Annotated in this window: 15 protein-coding genes; 8 read left to right on the forward strand and 7 right to left on the reverse strand. The window is 55.1% G+C overall.

Translation table 11 applies throughout. The annotated features are described in order from the left end of the window. Positions 1-348: 348 nt before the first annotated feature. From ACR0BK_RS12380 to ACR0BK_RS12390, 3 genes are all read left to right on the forward strand, one after another. Positions 349-873: an RNA polymerase sigma factor gene (locus ACR0BK_RS12380; protein WP_480554851.1), complete on the forward strand. Its 525-nt coding sequence runs from the start codon at positions 349-351 to the stop codon at positions 871-873. Then, complete coding sequence (locus ACR0BK_RS12385) at positions 870-1,607, forward strand: anti-sigma factor (RefSeq protein WP_480554852.1); 738 nt, start codon at positions 870-872, stop codon at positions 1,605-1,607. The genes ACR0BK_RS12380 and ACR0BK_RS12385 overlap by 4 nt, the downstream gene beginning before the upstream one ends. A gap of 64 nt (positions 1,608-1,671) precedes the next feature. Continuing rightward, positions 1,672-2,730, forward strand: a complete 1,059-nt coding sequence (locus tag ACR0BK_RS12390) for a helix-turn-helix domain-containing protein (RefSeq protein ID WP_480554853.1) — start codon at positions 1,672-1,674, stop codon at positions 2,728-2,730. 42 nt (positions 2,731-2,772) lie between these two features. Here the strand turns inward: ACR0BK_RS12390 and ACR0BK_RS12395 are convergent, their stop codons facing one another. The 5 genes from ACR0BK_RS12395 to ACR0BK_RS12415 all read right to left on the reverse strand — a co-directional run bounded on the left by ACR0BK_RS12395 (position 2,773) and on the right by ACR0BK_RS12415 (position 9,982). Beyond that, positions 2,773-4,077, reverse strand: a complete 1,305-nt coding sequence (locus ACR0BK_RS12395) for a UDP-glucose dehydrogenase family protein (protein ID WP_480554855.1) — start codon at positions 4,075-4,077, stop codon at positions 2,773-2,775. Positions 4,078-4,458: 381 nt separating this feature from the next. Further along, entirely contained in the window at positions 4,459-5,529 is a 1,071-nt protein-coding gene (locus ACR0BK_RS12400; RefSeq protein ID WP_480554856.1) for a DUF2793 domain-containing protein, read from the reverse strand. A 169-nt stretch (positions 5,530-5,698) separates the two neighbouring features. Continuing rightward, positions 5,699-7,138, reverse strand: coding sequence for a mannose-1-phosphate guanylyltransferase/mannose-6-phosphate isomerase (locus tag ACR0BK_RS12405; RefSeq protein WP_480554857.1), 1,440 nt, complete (start codon positions 7,136-7,138; stop codon positions 5,699-5,701). 71 nt (positions 7,139-7,209) lie between these two features. Beyond that, a complete protein-coding gene (gene galU, locus ACR0BK_RS12410) occupies positions 7,210-8,103 on the reverse strand; it encodes a UTP--glucose-1-phosphate uridylyltransferase GalU (protein ID WP_480554858.1) in 894 nt (297 codons plus the stop codon). 643 nt (positions 8,104-8,746) lie between these two features. After that, positions 8,747-9,982, reverse strand: coding sequence for a lytic murein transglycosylase (locus ACR0BK_RS12415; RefSeq protein WP_480477029.1), 1,236 nt, complete (start codon positions 9,980-9,982; stop codon positions 8,747-8,749). A 185-nt stretch (positions 9,983-10,167) separates the two neighbouring features. Here ACR0BK_RS12415 and ACR0BK_RS12420 point away from each other — a divergent pair, with 185 nt between their 5' ends. The 4 genes from ACR0BK_RS12420 to ACR0BK_RS12435 are packed head-to-tail and all read left to right on the forward strand — an operon-like array spanning position 10,168 to position 14,162. Continuing rightward, positions 10,168-11,127: a cytochrome ubiquinol oxidase subunit II family protein gene (locus tag ACR0BK_RS12420; RefSeq protein WP_480554860.1), complete on the forward strand. Its 960-nt coding sequence runs from the start codon at positions 10,168-10,170 to the stop codon at positions 11,125-11,127. After that, positions 11,124-13,214 (forward strand): cbb3-type cytochrome c oxidase subunit I, encoded by a 2,091-nt coding sequence (locus ACR0BK_RS12425; RefSeq protein WP_480554861.1) that lies wholly within the window; start codon positions 11,124-11,126, stop codon positions 13,212-13,214. The genes ACR0BK_RS12420 and ACR0BK_RS12425 overlap by 4 nt, the downstream gene beginning before the upstream one ends. Further along, positions 13,211-13,843 (forward strand): cytochrome c oxidase subunit 3, encoded by a 633-nt coding sequence (locus ACR0BK_RS12430; protein ID WP_480554863.1) that lies wholly within the window; start codon positions 13,211-13,213, stop codon positions 13,841-13,843. Before ACR0BK_RS12425 ends, ACR0BK_RS12430 begins: the two co-directional genes overlap by 4 nt. Further along, the gene (locus ACR0BK_RS12435) at positions 13,836-14,162 is read left to right on the forward strand and encodes a cytochrome o ubiquinol oxidase subunit IV (RefSeq protein WP_480554864.1); all 327 of its coding nucleotides are present in this window, start codon (positions 13,836-13,838) and stop codon (positions 14,160-14,162) included. The genes ACR0BK_RS12430 and ACR0BK_RS12435 overlap by 8 nt, the downstream gene beginning before the upstream one ends. Before the next feature lie 75 nt (positions 14,163-14,237). On the opposite strand, the gene ACR0BK_RS12440 is transcribed toward ACR0BK_RS12435, so the two are convergent. Next, positions 14,238-14,939, reverse strand: coding sequence for a GntR family transcriptional regulator (locus ACR0BK_RS12440; protein WP_480519774.1), 702 nt, complete (start codon positions 14,937-14,939; stop codon positions 14,238-14,240). Between the two features lie 67 nt (positions 14,940-15,006). On the opposite strand from ACR0BK_RS12440, the gene ACR0BK_RS12445 reads away from it, so the two are divergent. Beyond that, positions 15,007-15,555 carry a HutD/Ves family protein gene (locus ACR0BK_RS12445; protein WP_480554865.1) on the forward strand — a complete coding sequence of 183 codons (549 nt, stop codon included), beginning with the start codon at positions 15,007-15,009 and terminating at the stop codon, positions 15,553-15,555. Here ACR0BK_RS12445 and ACR0BK_RS12450 read toward each other — a convergent pair. Then, complete coding sequence (locus tag ACR0BK_RS12450; RefSeq protein ID WP_480554866.1) at positions 15,552-16,916, reverse strand: formimidoylglutamate deiminase; 1,365 nt, start codon at positions 16,914-16,916, stop codon at positions 15,552-15,554. The two genes, ACR0BK_RS12445 and ACR0BK_RS12450, sit on opposite strands and share 4 nt — an antisense overlap. Positions 16,917-16,974 lie beyond the last annotated feature (58 nt).

Raw genomic sequence — 16,974 nt, forward strand, 5'->3', positions numbered from 1 at the left:
CTGCGGCAGACCAACCCATCCCAACATCCAAACACGCTAAATAAGACCTAACCACCAAACCCGCAACCAATACCAAATACTCAAGCAATCCATAACCGCAATCGAACGGCTTATGTGCTTTGGAACACCATGCCTTTGGTCGAAACCAATACAACTGCCGCAAATGGCCAGTATCCAACACCCAGTTGGTTGCAGAAACAGGCGCTGCAACAATTACAGACGCAAACGTGACTGCTTGGAGCAGGAGTTTCGTTTCATTTCACTGCTAAATATGGCAATTCTGCCCTTGCGGGTCCGATCCGCGATTGAGAAACACAAGCAGGTCGCGATCATTCGATGAGAGCTGAGATGACTTCTGAACAAGCCGTCCGCGATGCGGTTCAGACGCATTCGAAGCGTGTCTGGCGGTTTGCGCTGGCATTATCGGGTGCCTCGGATGTAGCGGACGATTTGTTGCAGGCCACATGTTTGCGCGCGCTTGAACGACATCATCAGGTGACGTCGCATAACCGTCTGGACAGCTGGTTGATGACAATCTGCCGGTCGATCTGGCTGAATGAGCTGCGTTCGCGGTCGGTTCGGAACGCGCAGGCGCTGTCGGTGACCCCCGAAGCGGATCTGGTTGCAACGGGACCAGACACAGAAACGAATATTTTCGCGGCTGAAGTGTTTAATCAAGTGATGCAGTTGCCTGAGGCACAGCGCGAAGCGGTAATGCTCGTCTTCGTTGAGGGGTACAGTTATCGCGAAGCAGCTGCCTTGTTGGAGGTTCCAATTGGCACGATCATGAGCCGGCTTTCGAATGCCCGGCAGAAACTTAAAACCGTGATGCAGATTGATGCAGCGGACACCGCGCGACGGAGTGGCAAATGACGTTTTCCGACGAGACGCTTCTAGCGTATCTGGAAGGCAGCCTGGACGAGGCTCAGACCCGCGCTATTGAGGCTGCGGTTGAAGATGACGCTACGTTGGAACATCGTCTGATGGCGCTGGATCCGTTTGCGCTAGTTGTTCGGGGCGTTTTTGAGAACCTGCCCGCTGAAGCGCCGAAGGTGGCCCTGCCGGAAAAAACGACGCGGCCCGGCATTAACGGGTTTCTGCGTCTTGTTGCGGTGGCTGCCAGCGCGGCGTTTGCAGCCGTCGCCGTAACATTCTGGGCCACCCGGCCAGCAGGTTTAAGCTGGGCCCAGCAGGCCGCGATCTATCAATCACTTTACGTGCCGGAAACGATTGCATCGCTGGACAGTTCGGACGCGTCGCTGGCCAAGCAATTTGCAATGGCCGAAGCTGAGTTAGGACGATCGCTGAATCAGGACATACTGGAAGCACTGCCAGGGTTGGAGCTGAAGCGTGCGCAGGTTCTTTCATTCAAAGGCAAGCCCTTGATCCAAGTGGTTTTTGCTGATGATCAGGGTCGACCACTTGCCTTCTGTGTTATTCGCCAAGGACCGAATGCCCCAAGTACCGACGTCCAACTATCGGTCTTGAGCGGTTTGGCAACTGCAAAGTGGGAGCAAGGCGGTTATGGATATATGCTGTTGGGCAGTTCCCCGCATACGGATTTAAGCGCTGAACTGGAAGTGTTGACCCGTACATTCTCGGGCTGATGGAAAACCCTTGTGAACAGTTGCAAATGCCCGAAGAATGCCGGGTATGACGTCGAAGAAAACCATGCTCCTTCCAGAAGACGAGGTCGATGATCTTGGCCCAGCCAGTATCTATGACGGCGATCCGGCAGAAGAGGACGACCCTTGGTTTTTGCCCCCGGACCAGGACGTGGAGGAAGATTTCTTTCTGCCTAGTCCCCGATCAGATCAGCGCCCGTTGTTCGATCCGCGCGATTGGCATTCGGCACAATCAGAATTGTCGGCAGAGCTTGCTGATCTTGCCCTGACCTTTGGCGCTCTGGATGAGCGGCTGCGTTCGGGGCCTGAGGGGTGGACGCACCGTTTGGCACTTATGGAAACGTCCGATCTGGGGTGGTGGACAGGGGATCGGGTCAGCGTAGACCGCCTGGCTTTGTGGACGGGTCTGAGGATCGGCGCGACCCACGATGACGTGCAGGCGCTGTTTCGGGCAGGTTGGGCCGTGCGCCGTCTGAGCTCAGGCGCAGGCCCGGCTACAGGCGGGTGGGAAAGCGGGTTGACAGCGTTTCTCGACCGTCTGGCTCAGGGCTCTGGTGCGACGCCCGAAGCGATCGTTGATCTGGCCGAAGTCATGCAGAATGCTGAAAGGTTGCACCCAGTAACACAATCGGCGATCGCGTTTCATGCTTGGCGAGCTATATCGCAGGGCGTCGGACACGACACCGAGGCGGCAATCATCGCAGCGCGGCACGCGGCTTCGATGGGGCGCGGCGGCGCAACGTTCATGCCACTGGCGCTGTCTGGTCCGGGTGCGTTGCGCGGAACGGGTGGGCCGACGGAAAAGTTAGGGTCTTGGATACAGGGCGCCGGGCAAGCCGTTCTTGCGGCCTTGCTGCACCTCGACCGGATCAGTGCCTGGGAGGGCAAGGCGCGCGACGCAACGCATGATTTGAGCGGTCGCACCCCCCCGCGTCTGATTGATGCTCTGGCGGCGTGGCCCATGGTCTCGGCCCCGCTTGCGGAAGAACTTACCATTTCTTCGCGCGCGGCGGTTCAGCGGAATTTTGACCTGTTCACCCGGAGAGGTCTGGTGCGTGAAGTCACCGGCCAAGGCCGTTACCGGGTCTGGACTGCCGCACTATGATCCGTCAACCACTTGAAGATGCGTGCGGCGGGAAGCACGCTTTCAGCGCCCAACGCCGACATAGGTGTCAAATCCTGACTTCAGCGCCGTAGTTTTCGAGTAGATGTTGCGCAGGTCAACCATCCTGGCTGATTTCATTGACGCCGCAATTTCGGAAAGGTTCAGCGCGCGGAATTCATTCCATTCTGTCAGCAGCACAACAACATCCGCGCCCCGCGCGGCGATATACGGATCGTCGCACCATTCGACGCCCGGCAAGAGCGCCTCCCCTTCAGATTTTCCCTGTGGGTCAACAACACGCACCTTTGCGCCTCCGCCTATTAGGGCGGGGACGATGGACAGTGATGGTGCGTCGCGCATATCGTCTGTGTTGGGTTTGAACGTAACACCCAGAACTGCCACGGTCTTGCCGTTGAAATGATCGTCACATGCGTCACGAATTTTCTCGATCATCCGCTTCTTGATTTCGTCATTAACGCGGATGACGGTCTCGGTGATCTGCATTGGATGCGCGTGGTCCTGCCCGATCCGCGCCAATGCGGCCGTGTCTTTTGGAAAACATGAACCACCGTAGCCGGGTCCTGCATGCAGAAATTTGTTGCCGATCCGCCCGTCAAGGCCGATGCCGCGCGCAACTTCTTTAACATCCGCGCCAACTTTTTCGCACAGTCCTGCGATTTCATTGATGAAGGTGATCTTGGTCGCCAAAAACGCGTTGGCGGCGTATTTAATCATCTCGGCACTTTCCAGATCGGTGGTCAGGATCGGGAAGTCGCGCAGATACAGAGGGCGATATATTTCTGCCATCACTTCGGCAGCGCGGTCGTTTTCCACGCCGACCACGACGCGGTCCGGGCGCATGAAATCGTCGATTGCCGCGCCTTCGCGAAGAAATTCAGGGTTCGAAGCCACGTCAAATTCGGCCTGGGGGTTGGCGGCCTTGACTGTTTCCTGCACTTTTCTGTTTGTTCCGACGGGCACAGTCGATTTTGTGACGATAACGGTATACCCGGTGACAGCCTGAGCGATTTCTTCCGCCGCTGCCATCACATAGGTCAGATCCGCATGGCCGTCTCCACGCCGGGTCGGCGTTCCAACTGCAATAAAGATAGCATCCGCGCCGTCCACTGCGGCTGCAAGATCGGTTGTAAAGCTCAGACGGCCAGCCACGACGTTTCGTGCCATCAGCACGTCCAGACCCGGTTCATAAATAGGCACCTGTCCGGCTTTGAGCATATCGATCTTCTGCTCAGCCTTATCAACGCAAATCACATCATGTCCGAAGTCCGAGAAACACACACCGGACACAAGGCCCACATAACCTGTGCCGATCATTGCAATGCGCATCTGCCAAATCCTTTTTTACCAATTACTATCAACGGCGCGGGCACAATCGAAGAATCCAGGGCCGGTTTCAATGATTTACAGGTATGGCTGTTGAGTTCCCACGTTTTCTTGTTGTTTTTGAGGCAATATGTGCTGGAAAGGAGTTTCTAAAGTCCGTCGTGCAGCGCAGAAACTGTTGAATCACGGCCATTGTCAGCTGAGAAGATACAATTCTGGGCATGGATCAGTAATAAACAGCCACCAGGCGTGTGGTGTTGCGTCGCTCGCTTTTCGCCCGGAGCAAGGCGTCTGTGGCGGGTCCAATGAAATCGGTGATTGCTAAAGAAATGGGTCGACTACACAAAAAAACCGCCTGAACCACAGTTCAGGCAGCAGCTGTACTCAGAACCAGCGCCCTATGGCGATGACACTTGGTGAAAAAGCGACTGCATCCGAAGTTGAGGAGAGGGCTTTGCAGGTAACTTGAGTGTTTCCGGGCACATCAAACCCGATGAAGCGATTATTAGCTCCAGCGCTGCCACTAACGCTTGGCGCAGAGGAAAATGGCGCTGGGTAGTCCCACGTCATTGCAGCGCTTGCGAATAATGCGCCTTCAGCGGTCGTACATGCGACAGGAAGCAACACGGCGGTGCAAATCATGGTTCCATCAGCAAAACGCGTGAAATCGCCACTGGCATTACTTCCGCGCTCTATGACAGCACCGGTTGGTGTGCCGCCAACTTCTGATACCGCCCCCAGAAGGTTGCCCGGCCCATAGCCGTAGTCGGCACGCATCAGGCGACCCGGAGTGGTATCCGTCATATTACCCTGAATAGCTGCACCAGCCGCTGTTCCGGTCGTAGGGTCAAAAGTCAGAGCTTCCGTCCAGGTACCTCCGTCAGGGGACACTTTAATTGAGAACCCCGTACTTCCGGATAACCCCATTTCAGCGTGGCCGGTCCAGTTCGACTGAAACACCAGCGATGCCGTATCGCTGGCACCCGCCTTGTTGATCTTCAGCTGATGCCCGCCGCCCTCGTGGCTCAGAAGCGTGGCCGGGCTTCGGACAGACAAGCGATTCGTAACGTCCGAACTTGTCGCCACCCCGATACCATCCAGGTTCTGAGTATTGACGGGCAAGGGCAGCCAGTCAGACCCATTCCAGAACTTCAGTTCACCAGTGGCTTCGTCCCAGGCACGCCAGCCCGCATACGGGGTCAAGAAATGCCAGGCGTTGTCCAGCCATGCGGCAAGCTCTCTTGCATGTCCGGCCCAGTCCCCGGTGGGGGTGGCGCCCAGAGCATAGATATCGCCCTGCTCGGGGACTACGGGCGGGGTGCTGGCATTGGTCGTCTGTACTGAAAGTTGAACGACCAGATCAAGCTGTCGCAGTGCTTCATTGTGGATGACGTGTTTTTGGGCCTGCGAAGGTTGCAGAAAAGGCAGGTGCAGTCTGGGTGAGATCTGTGACACGGGGGGGCCTCCTGTGGCTGTCGGTCCGAAAATCGGTTGCGCGCCACCCTGCCGTAAGGCGCGTCAATCTCGTCTGACCTGGCCGACCGCACAGGAAATGATCTGTTAACCTGAGTATCTCCGGGGATAAGCCGACCCGAGTATGGCCTGTGGAGAACTATGTCGCCGCTTAATCCCGGGCATAAATGTCTTCATATCGAATGATGTCATCTTCGCCTAAATAGGTGCCGGTCTGCACTTCGATCAATACCATGGGCACCTTGCCAGGGTTCTCCATCCGGTGCACAGCACCCAGCGGGATATAGACTGACTGGTTTTCACTGACCAACCGTTCCTGATCATCGATTGTGACCTTGGCGGTGCCCTCTACCACAATCCAATGCTCGGACCGGTGGTGATGGGACTGCAGGCTGAGCGCTGCGCCCGGATGCACATGGATTCGCTTGACCTGAAATCTGTCACCGATCACGAGGCTCTCAAACCAGCCCCAGGGGCGGTGATCGACCGGAAGCGTATCTGCCTGTTTGGCCCCTTTTGCCTTTAAGGCAGCAACAGCCTGCTTGACGTCCTGGGCTTTATCCATGCTGGCAACCAGCACAGCATCTGGCATCGCAACTGCGATAACGTTCTCAAGCCCCATTGCCACCACTTCCTGCGCTGGCGATTCTGATCGTATCAGAACGTTGCGGCAGTCGATTGTGGTTACTTCCCCATGTGTCGCTATGTCATTTTCATCAGGATCTGACAATTCTTGAACAGCCGTCCAACTGCCAACATCAGACCAACCTGCGGAATAGGGAACCACGCTGAGGTTGGGAGCTTTTTCCATGACCGCATAGTCGATCGATATGTCATCGACGTCAGCCCAAGCTGAAGGATCCAATCTCAGGAACCCCAAATCTGTCTTTGCGCTGTCGACGGCCTTTTGGACAGGTGCAATAAGGGTGCTAGCGTACTTTTCATATGCGGCAACGATGTCACGTGCCGCAAACAGGAAGATGCCGGAGTTCCACAGGTAACTGCCATCTTTCACCATCGCCTGCGCCGCTTCCAGATCCGGTTTCTCCACGAACCGATCCAGGCGAACTGCACCCTCGGACGCGTCTGGGGCGTCGTTCAGCTTTAAGTAGCCATACCCGGTTTCGGGCCGAGTGGGCGTGATGCCAAATGTCACCAGATCGCCTCGTTCGGCAATTGCGCGCACGCCTATGTCGACTGCCTGATGAAAAGCCGCCTTGTTTGGAAGCACATGATCTGAAGGTGCAACCAGCATGATGGCATCCGGATCACGTAAGGCAAGGTACAACGCAGCCGCCAGTACGGCAGGGGCCGTGTTGCGCCCTTCAGGCTCAATCAGGATCGGGCCGGGGGCGATCCCCACAGCTGTCAACTGTTCAGGGACAATAAACCGAAAGGCATCGTTGGTTAGAACCAGTGGTTTGGCATAGGGCGCATGCGAGGGCCCAAGCATCCGGTCGGCACAATCTTGTAAAAGACTGGTTTTGCCGACAAGTGGGACGAATTGCTTGGGATAGCTTTTGCGCGACAGGGGCCACAAACGCGTTCCTGAACCACCACACAGGATGACTGGATAGACCGTTCTGTTCATACGCGTGCCCCTGAATTGCTGATGACCAACGATATTTTTCAGTTCTTTTTGTGGAATGAGTGATCCCTTGGCTACTGGGCCGCTTTTCCAGTTGCAACGATGTCATTCAGATACTGGCTCAGGTCATCACGCAGGTCGTCACGGGCAAGGGCAAAGGAAACGGTTGCTTGCAGAAAACCGGATTTTGAGCCGCAGTCGAAACGCTGCCCGTCGAACTTGTAGCCAAAAACGGGCACGCCGGATGCGATATCTTCGGCGATTGCATCAGTCAGTTGGATTTCACCGCCGCTTCCGGTTTTCATTGCGTTCAGGTTGTTCAACACGGAAGGTCGAAGAATATAGCGCCCGATAACGGCCAAATTGGATGGCGCTTTCGATGGTTCAGGCTTTTCAACCATGCTCTTGGCCGGAATGATCGGGCCGATACTGTCGACAACATCCAGCACGCCATACGAACTTGTCTTTTCTGGCGGAACCTCCATCGTTGCCACCATGTTGCCGCCCGTTTCCTCATAGGCTTCGACCATTTGTTGCAGACATGGTTTGTCTGCAGCAATCACATCGTCAGGCAACATAACGGCAAAAGGTTCATCGCCTATCAAGCGGCGCGCGCACCAAACGGCGTGGCCCAGACCCAAGGCTTTGTGTTGGCGGATATAGGCGATCGCGCCGCTTTCCATATTGGTCTTGTTCAGGATATCGAGAAGCTTGTTTTTCCCTTTGGCCATTAGTTCCTGTTCGAGGACGAGGTTATGGTCAAAGTAATCTTCAAGCGCGGATTTCCCGCGAGACGTCACAAAGATGAACTCTTTGATCCCAGCGGCGCGGGCTTCATCGATTGCATATTGCACCAGGGGGCGGTCCACCAACGTCATTATCTCTTTCGGAACGGACTTGGTTGCCGGCAAAAACCGGGTTCCCATTCCCGCCACTGGAAAAACTGCTTTGGTGACTTTGCGTGTCATGGTGCCTCTCAAATCAAAACTTGGCCGGTAAAACAGAAAACATCCGGAATGTCCTCTTAGTCTTCAAAACCGTGTCAATCAATCATGCCCAGTGTGCCGGCTGTTATTGACCAAATCGTGCCACCTTGGTCCAGACGAGTCAAAAGCCGACTCCGTTGTTTCCTGTATACAAGGCCCGAACGACAGTTCCCAGCGACCCTTCCCTTACAACTCTGTGCCAAAAATCTGGCGACGATTTGTCGATCACGGAAAGTTGATATTTTGGAGCAGCATCACTTGCCTTGAAAAGCCCCCGAACGGAGTTCCGCGTGCCTTTCTTTGGATGGGCATATCGCCTTGTTATGACAAGTAGTTTTGGACTGCGCGGTCAAAAAGAACTCAGATGGAAGGGATTGCTTAACTGGAATTAACACGGCTCACTTAGTCGCAAGTTGCGTCAAGTAACGTGTCTTAAGGGCACAAGTAACCCGTCGGCAAACATCCGAGCTTCTTGGAAATACATGATCTGACGCATCAAGTCCGTTTTTGAAAGAGCAACAATATGGTCGAAATCATTAAGATTGATGATAAATGCGGTCTGTTGCGACCGGCGATAAGATGCTTAAGCAAGTCGAGAGCGACCGTTCAACGCATGCTTGGTGCCTTATCGGGCCAGTTTCGTTGTCATCGAGGCTTCAGGAAAGCAGGTAGGTGCAACACCCATCGTTTCCTGCCATCTGCCTATTGATCGGCGGGTTTTGAAACCTGGCAAGCCGTCAACGCCTCCGACATCGTACCCCAAGCTTTCCAGCGCGCCCTGCATCTTTGCGATGTCAGAACGGTACAAACCGCCGACCTTGCCCCACCGCCCTGCAAAATCGTCGCTTCCAAATTGGATTCTGTCACCGACATGGCCGACGAACAAAGCATACAGATCACTTTTGTTGTATTCCTTCAGAACGTAAAAATTCGGAGTGACAAGAAAAGCAGGACCAAATCGTCCTGCTGGCATCATCAGGTAACCTACCCCCTTCATCTCGTGGGCTGGAAAAGGTTTGCCAGAGACCCGGTTTATGCCCATCGCTTCCCACTGCTGAATTGACTGCCCCTGGTCGGGTCCTTCCAATGTACATGAAACGGTTGCCGGCACAGACACTTCGAAACCCCAGTCACGCCCGGCGATCCAGCCGTGCTTTTTCAGGTAGTTGCCAATCGAAGTGATTGTATCATCGGATGACCCCCAGATATCGACCTGTCCATCGCCGTTGCCATCTGCGGCGTAATCCAAATAGCTTGATGGCATGAACTGGGGTTGCCCTAACGCGCCTGCCCAACTGCTTTTCATTTGCCGGGCTGGCAGGGGCCCCGCTTCTGCGATTTGCAGAGCTGCGATAAGCTCGGCCGTGAAGTATTCCGCGCGTGTGCTCATGAATGCCTTGGTCGACAGAACCCTGAACGCATCATGGCGGATTGGCACCTGTCCATAGCCGCTTTCTCTGCCCCAGATTGCCAGAATGATACGAGCAGGAACGCCAGTATTGCTTTCGACTTTGGCAAGAATCGCAGAGTGTTGCTTTGCCATCCTGCGCCCGACAGACGTTGCACCCTGAATTGACCCCGTATTGAAATACCGGCTGGGCGAGCCAAATTCGGCTTGTTTTTGCGCCTTGGGCGTTTTGCGTTTATGTCCGGGCGGAACCAGATCCGGCAGGTCCCAGTTCAGAGTAACACCGGAAAACGCCTGTTGCAGTGTGTTGCGTGAAACACCTTTGGCCTGCGCCTTGGGCCAGATCGTCTCCAACAGCCACGACTGAAACTGGCGTTCAATTGCTGCACGATCCTGTGCCAGTGCGGTCTGGGACAGAAGGATCAATCCTAGAGTGACAAGCAAAGTACGCATTGACGATTTTTCTGTCCCGACTGGCCTTGCAAGTCAACGGGAAGATGCCGCGCGACCCGTCGCTGTTTATACCCAAAGTTGAAAGAAAGCTGAGGATGGCAATTTGTGGTTCGGAAAACTCTTGAGAAATTTCACCCACTTGCCGATAGTTGGATGGGATCGAGATGAGGAGAGGACAGTCAGCTGTGGCACAAGTCGTTTCGTCCAATCCATCCTTGCTCAGACTTGCCGCTGTGTTCCTGTTGATCGCTTCGGCGCAACCAGCTTTGGCCAGCGACAGCTTTATGGACCCGCAAGGCCCAATAGCGGCAGTTCAGAAGACGCATTTGCTTCGCGCGACCGTATTGATCCTGCTGGCCGTTATCCCGGTATTGGTGCTGGTCCCGATAATAGCGTTTCGGTATCGCCGCCGAAGCAACCGCATTGCGCCTTACGCACCGGATTGGGATTTCTCGGCCAAGCTGGAATTTGTCATGTGGGGCTTACCTGTAATAATCGTGGCCCTGCTGTCCTTTTATCTTTGGAAGGCGACGCATCGGCTTGACCCGTATTCGGCACCGTTTGGTGAGGATCCGGCGCTGCGGGTTCAGGTTGTCGGTCTGGATTGGAAATGGCTGTTTCTGTACCCAGATCTCGGGATCGCCACAGTGGGAGAGTTTGGAATTCCGACAAAGCGGCAAATTGCATTGACGCTGACGACCGATACCGTAATGCAGTCTTTTATGATACCCGCGCTGGCTGGGCAAATTTATGCGATGCCGGGCATGACCACCCAGTTACATCTTGTCGCGGATGCGCCGGAAGTGATGCAAGGTGAAAACACTCAGTACAACGGACGGGGCTTTACCAAGCAGAAGTTCCGCACCATCGCAATGAGTGGTGAGGATTTCGCCACTTGGGTCGAAGAAGTGCGTAACAACAGCATTCAACTAGACAAGGAAACGTATCGGAAACTGGCCATGCGGACTGACAGGGATGAAGTACAGGCCGCTTTGGGAACATCTCGGATGCCGGATGATGCGCTCTACTTCTCAATAGAAGACGACCTGTTCCGGAGTATCCTGAGCCGCTACCACAGCGGTCAGCCTTTACCGATCGAGCTACAGCCTGGAACTGCATCATTTGGGCAGGAGGCGCAAAAATGACGCCGACCGAGACAGGTTTCTTCGGGCGTCTGAGTTGGGACGCTTTTCCGATTGCCGGGTTGATCCAGAACCCAAATACTAATGAGATCGTGGCCAATACAGCCGCAGCTGTTGTGATTATTGGCGTTGTTGTTGTCGTAGGATTGCTGAGCTGGTTTCGTCTGTGGACACCCCTGTGGCGCGATTGGCTGACCAGCGTCGATCACAAGAAGATCGGTGTCATGTATATCGTCTTTGCCATCGTGATGCTGGCACGCGGTGTGCTTGAAGGCGTTGTCATGCGCGCGCAGCAGGCTTCCGGGCCCGGCGACGGTTTCCTCGAAGCCGAACATTTTGCCGAGCTTTTCAGCACTCACGGCACAATCATGGTCTTCTTTGTTGCCGTTCCCTTTGTCTTTGGTGTTGCGAATTACATTGTCCCGCTGATGATCGGCGCGCGCGATGTGGCATTCCCGCGACTAAACCAGATTAGTCTGGGCCTTACGGTTTCGTCAGGCATGATGCTGATGGTGTCGCTGGTGATTGGAGAGTTTTCGACCGGCGGCTGGACAGCCTATCCACCGTATACCGGCGCGGCGTTCAATCCCGGTGTTGGACCGGATTACTGGATCTGGGCAATCGTTGTTTCGGGCATTGGCACCTCACTGACCGGTATCAATTTTGCTGTAACGATCTACAAGTTGCGCGCGCCGGGCATGACGTTCATGCGGCTGCCGATGTATTGCTGGACAATCATTTGCAGTTCGATCTTGATCGTCTTTGCTATGCCGCCTTTGAGTGTCGCCGCGCTGATGCTTGCCGCTGATCGCTATCTTGATTTCCACTTTTTCACAAACGACCTCGGTGGCAACATGATGAACTATGCCAATCTGTTTTGGCTGTTCGGCCACCCCGAGGTTTACCTGCTGGTTTTGCCTGCTTATGGCATCTATTCCGAGGTGTTTGCGACCTTCTCGGCCAAACGGCTTTATGGCTACAACTCGCTTGTCATCGCGACCATGTCGATCGCCGTGTTGTCGTTCACAGTCTGGCTGCACCACTTTTTCACCATGGGTCAAAGCGCGCTGATCAACGCGGTGTTTGGTATCGCGACCATGCTGATTGCCATCCCAACCGGCGTGAAAGTCTATGACTGGATGGCGACGTTGTGGCGGGGACGCATTCGGTTCTCGGTGCCGATGCTTTATGGGTCGTCATTTTTGATGCTGTTTGCCATCGGCGGGCTGAGCGGCGTGATCCTGGCAAATCCAACCGTAGACTACCAGGTTCACAATACGCTGTTTTTGGTAGCTCATTTCCACAACGCGTTATTGCCTGGCGTGTTGTTCGGATTGTTGGCGGCATACAATTACTGGTTCCCCAAGGCCTTTGGATTCCGACTGAACGAATTCTGGGGCCGGGTTTCTGTTTATTGCTGGACCGGGGGGTTTTTGCTGACATTCATGCCTCTCTACTTCGTCGGGCTGTTGGGCATGCCGCGCCGATCTTTCAGCTATAGCGATCCGTCTTTCCACCCTTTCATGATCGTGGCCATCATCGGAGCGATTGTTATTACTTGTGGATTGTTCTCGATCCTGATCCAGCTATGGGTCAGCATTCGTGACCGCGACCAAACCCGTGTTCCGGTTGGGGATCCCTGGGATGGTCGCACATTGGAATGGTCTATCCCTTCACCGCCTCCCGCTTATAACTTTGCGATCATCCCCAAGGTTTCGGATCGGGATGAGTTCACGGCACAGAAGGCAAAAGGAACGGCCTATCCAACACCAGACGCTTATGAAGATATCGAACTGCCCCGAAACACGGGAATTGGCTTTGTTCTGTGCGTTCTCAGTGGCATATGGATGTTTGCGCTGGTCTGGTGGATCTGGTGGCTTGCGGCGTTAATGACGGTTTTGATGATCCTTGTGGTGATCATCTGGACATTCGATGACAGTACAGAACTCACCATCCCAGCGGAAGAGATGCGAAGGGACCACGAAGCCTGGCTGGCATTGGTCCACAGCGAAGCGGCGGTTGATCGCGATTATGAAACTTCTCCGGAAAACCGCGGCCTTGCCCGCCCGGATCTGGAGGTGGCGACATGAAGCGCGCGCCCACTCACAGCTATCCCGGTATCAATCTAGGGGAACATCACGCCAGTGCCCACAAGGCAACCGAGGTTGTCACCTTTGGGTTCTGGGTCTTCTTGATGAGCGATCTGGTCTATTTTGGCCTGATGTTTGCGATTTACATAACGATGATCGATGCGCAGGCAGGTGGCCCCGGCCCGCACGAGTTGTTTGATCTGAAAAGTGTCTTTGCGCAGACCATGATACTGCTGACCAGCAGCCTGACAGTGGGTCTTGCCATGCTGGCGTTGAAGTACAATCTGCCGCGCGGTCGCATTGTCTTATGGTTTGGCGTCACTCTTGCGCTTGGGCTTGGTTTTCTGGTGCTTGAAGTGCGTGACTTCATGGCTATGGCGGATAAAGGCGGCATTCCGCAGCGCAGCGGTTTTCTGTCGGCTTTTTTCGGGTTGGTCCCACTGCATGGTCTGCACGTTGCGACTGGATGCCTTTGGTTGATCGTTTTGGGTATCCAGCTGCGCGTCAAGGGTATGACGGATGTGGTTATCTCGCGCGTGGTGCGACTGGCGTTGTTCTGGCATTTTCTCGATCTGATCTGGATTGGGATCATTACCATCGTGTATTTCGGAGGTCTGACCTATGGATAAGCGCTCTGAAATGCATCGTCGCGAGCGTCGGCGCTATGTGATCGGGTATGGTGGCTCGCTGTTGCTGACCTTGGCGATGTTTGGCGTGGCGCAGGTTTATGGGATTGAAACGGTTGGTGTTTACCTGACCATCGGGTTGCTTGGATTGGCACAGCTTGTGTTGCAGCTTGTCTACTTCCTACATATCGACCGTCGGCGCAGCAGCCGCGAAGATCTGCACCTGGTGCTGTTTTCGACATTGGTTCTGATGATCATGATCCTTGGCACCATCTGGGTTCTGGGCAGTCTGGCCACCCGAATGCACATGCACTTGATGTAGTGCGTACTTGAAACAAGCGGGGGTAGCGGATCGAGATTTTGGCATTCGGCGGGATCACCAATAACGAATACGGCCTCAGTACGTAGTCCGCATTTGATAACCCTGATGAAAGGTCATGCGCACAAAGGTGACCGGGGTTTTTCGAAACCACGTTGTCCGCTCCAACTGGAACAAAGGGGTGCCGGGCGGAACGGAAAGAAAATCCTGAAGCGGACCGGTTGCCGGAACAGCTGAGAATGCAATTTCCGCGTTCGAAAAAGGAACCTCGGCCAGCAACCATTCGTTAGGACCGGTGGTCAGAAAGTCTTCATCCATGACGTGCGGTACTGCGGCGGTATTGATCCATCGTTCCTCGTACTGGAAGGGGCGGTTGTCGGCATGGTGCATACAGCGCAAATGCAGAATTTGCGTACCCTCGGGCAGTCCGAGTTTGGCTTGCAGCCATGCCGGACAATCTATCAGCGTACGGTTGACCAACGCATATCGGTATTCGGCATTCATATCTTCAATGGTTTGCCGGACTACCGCAATAGGCAGTCGGGCTTGTTTGACCGGTGTTGTGACCACACGCGTGCCGCCTTTGCGTTTCCGTGTGACAATACCCTGATCAGCAAGTTCACGCAGAGCGCGATTGACAGTTGCACGAGCACAACCGAACTCGGCGGCAAGCTCCAGTTCGGTAGGCAGCAAGCTGCCTTGCGGCCAGATTCTGGTCTGGATGCGATTCAAAACTTCATCGCGGACATCCTGGAAGCCGACGTTTTTCTGCTCGTTCACATTGTGCTCACTATATTTTTTGAACTTATTAGTATTATGTCTAGGTTAACGGTGAGATGCAAAGAATTTGACCCAGAACCTTATCAGATTGCAGGATTGCGCGGTTACGCCATGGGCCAATGGTGGCGGTGTAACTACCGAACTTGCCGCGAAGCGGGTCGGCGAGCACGTCGCCTGGCGTATTAGTGTGGCCCGGATCGATCGGGATGGGCCATTTTCCCGATTTCCAGGGATGTCGCGCGTACACACGATCATCGAAGGGGCAGGGCTTGATTTGCTCGGCGATAGCGGCGTTTTAACGGCACGCCCTTTGCTGCCGCTTTCGTTCGACGGGGCGCTCGCGCTGAATGCGCGGCTGTTGGACGGGCCGTGTCGTGCGTTCAATGTGATCTACGATCCAAAGGACGTCGTTGTGGTAGTGAACGTTTTTGCAAATGATCAGGAATTCGAGGGGGCGGCGGGCGAGTTTATCTTTGTCGCCTCGGGAATGGCCCATATGTCAGACAAAACGCCTCTGGTGGCCGGAGACGCAATGACGCTGAACGCCGCCGTTACGGTCAGTCCGGCTGTGGGCTCTAAGATCCTTCGCGTGAGTTTCAATAAGACCCCCAGCTAAAGCGCAGCCAGAAGTTCACCTGTTGCCCGTTTGTAGTTACGCGCGACCTTGTCCCGCAGGAAGTGACGCCCGTTTTGAACCTGGTGTCGGCCTGCGGACCAAAGATCAGTTACGACACTATCTTTGGCGGCAAAGACTAGACCATCCAGCAGTTGGTGGGGCTGTAATGCGCAAAGGGCAGGGGCTTGGCTGTCAATGGCGACAAGATCAGCCAGCATTCCTTCGGCAATTTGCCCCGCATTGCGGCCTAGCGCCTGCGCGCCGCCAATAGCTGCGCCGCGGTAAAGGGTTTGTCCGACAGAACCTTCACCAACCACCAGCACGTTACGTGACAGGTCGCGCAGTCGTTGCGAATATTCGAGTGTGCGGAGCTCTTCGGTCATGGAAATCAACACGTTGGAGTCTGATCCCACGCCAAAAGCGCCGCCTGCATTCAAATAGACAGGGCCATTGAAAGGCCCATCGCCCAGGTTGGCTTCTGTCACCGGGCACAGACCGGCAACGGCATTGCTGTGGGCCATGGCGCGAGTCTCTTCGTCGGTCATATGGGTTGCGTGGATCAGGCACCAGTTGGAATCAACCGGGGCATTATCCAGCAGCCATTCGACCGGACGCGCGCCAAGGCCAGCCTGCACTTCCTCAACCTCTCTGGGTTGTTCAGCAATGTGGATATGGATCGGACCGGAATTTTGTGATGCCACCACCTGCGCTATATCGCGCGGACACGTGGCGCGCAGGGAATGTGGCGCGATGCCGACGCGACAGTCGTCGGGAAGATTGCCGAGCGCTTCCCGCGCCTGAGCGACAAGTTCGCAAAAACGGCCCACATCATTGCCAAAGCGTCGCTGCCCGGCCTCCAGCGGTTTTTCTCCAACTCCTGCATAGCTGTACAGAACGGGCAGATGGGTCAGGCCAATTCCGGTCTCGGCGGCGGCGGCCATGATCCGGTCGCTGAGTTCGCAAAGCCTGTCATAGGGCTGCCCGTCCGGTTGGTGGTGCAGATAATGGAATTCCCCGACCGACGCGTACCCGGCCTCCTGCATCTCAACATAGACTTGCGCGGCGATGGCCTGAATTTGGTCAGGGCTCAGGTGGGCTGTGAAACGATACATCAGATCGCGCCAAGTCCAGAAACTGTCACGGCCAGCCAACCGATATTCGGTCATTCCCGCCATGGCGCGCTGAAAGGCATGGCTGTGAAGGTTGCCCAAAGCGGGCAGGAGAGTGTCAACGCAGGTGTCGCCGTTTTGCGCGACCGCGTCGGTTGTCAGATGCGCGATACGACCATTCTTGATCTCGACTCGCAGGTTTTCTGCCCAGCCGGCTGCCAGAAAGGCCCGTTTTGCGAATATGACCGTCATTCCTACCTCCGGTTTTATGAATAGACATATGCCATAAAGACCTGTACCAGAAAAGAGA

The sequence above is a fragment of the Ruegeria sp. AF1 genome, assembly GCF_056542125.1.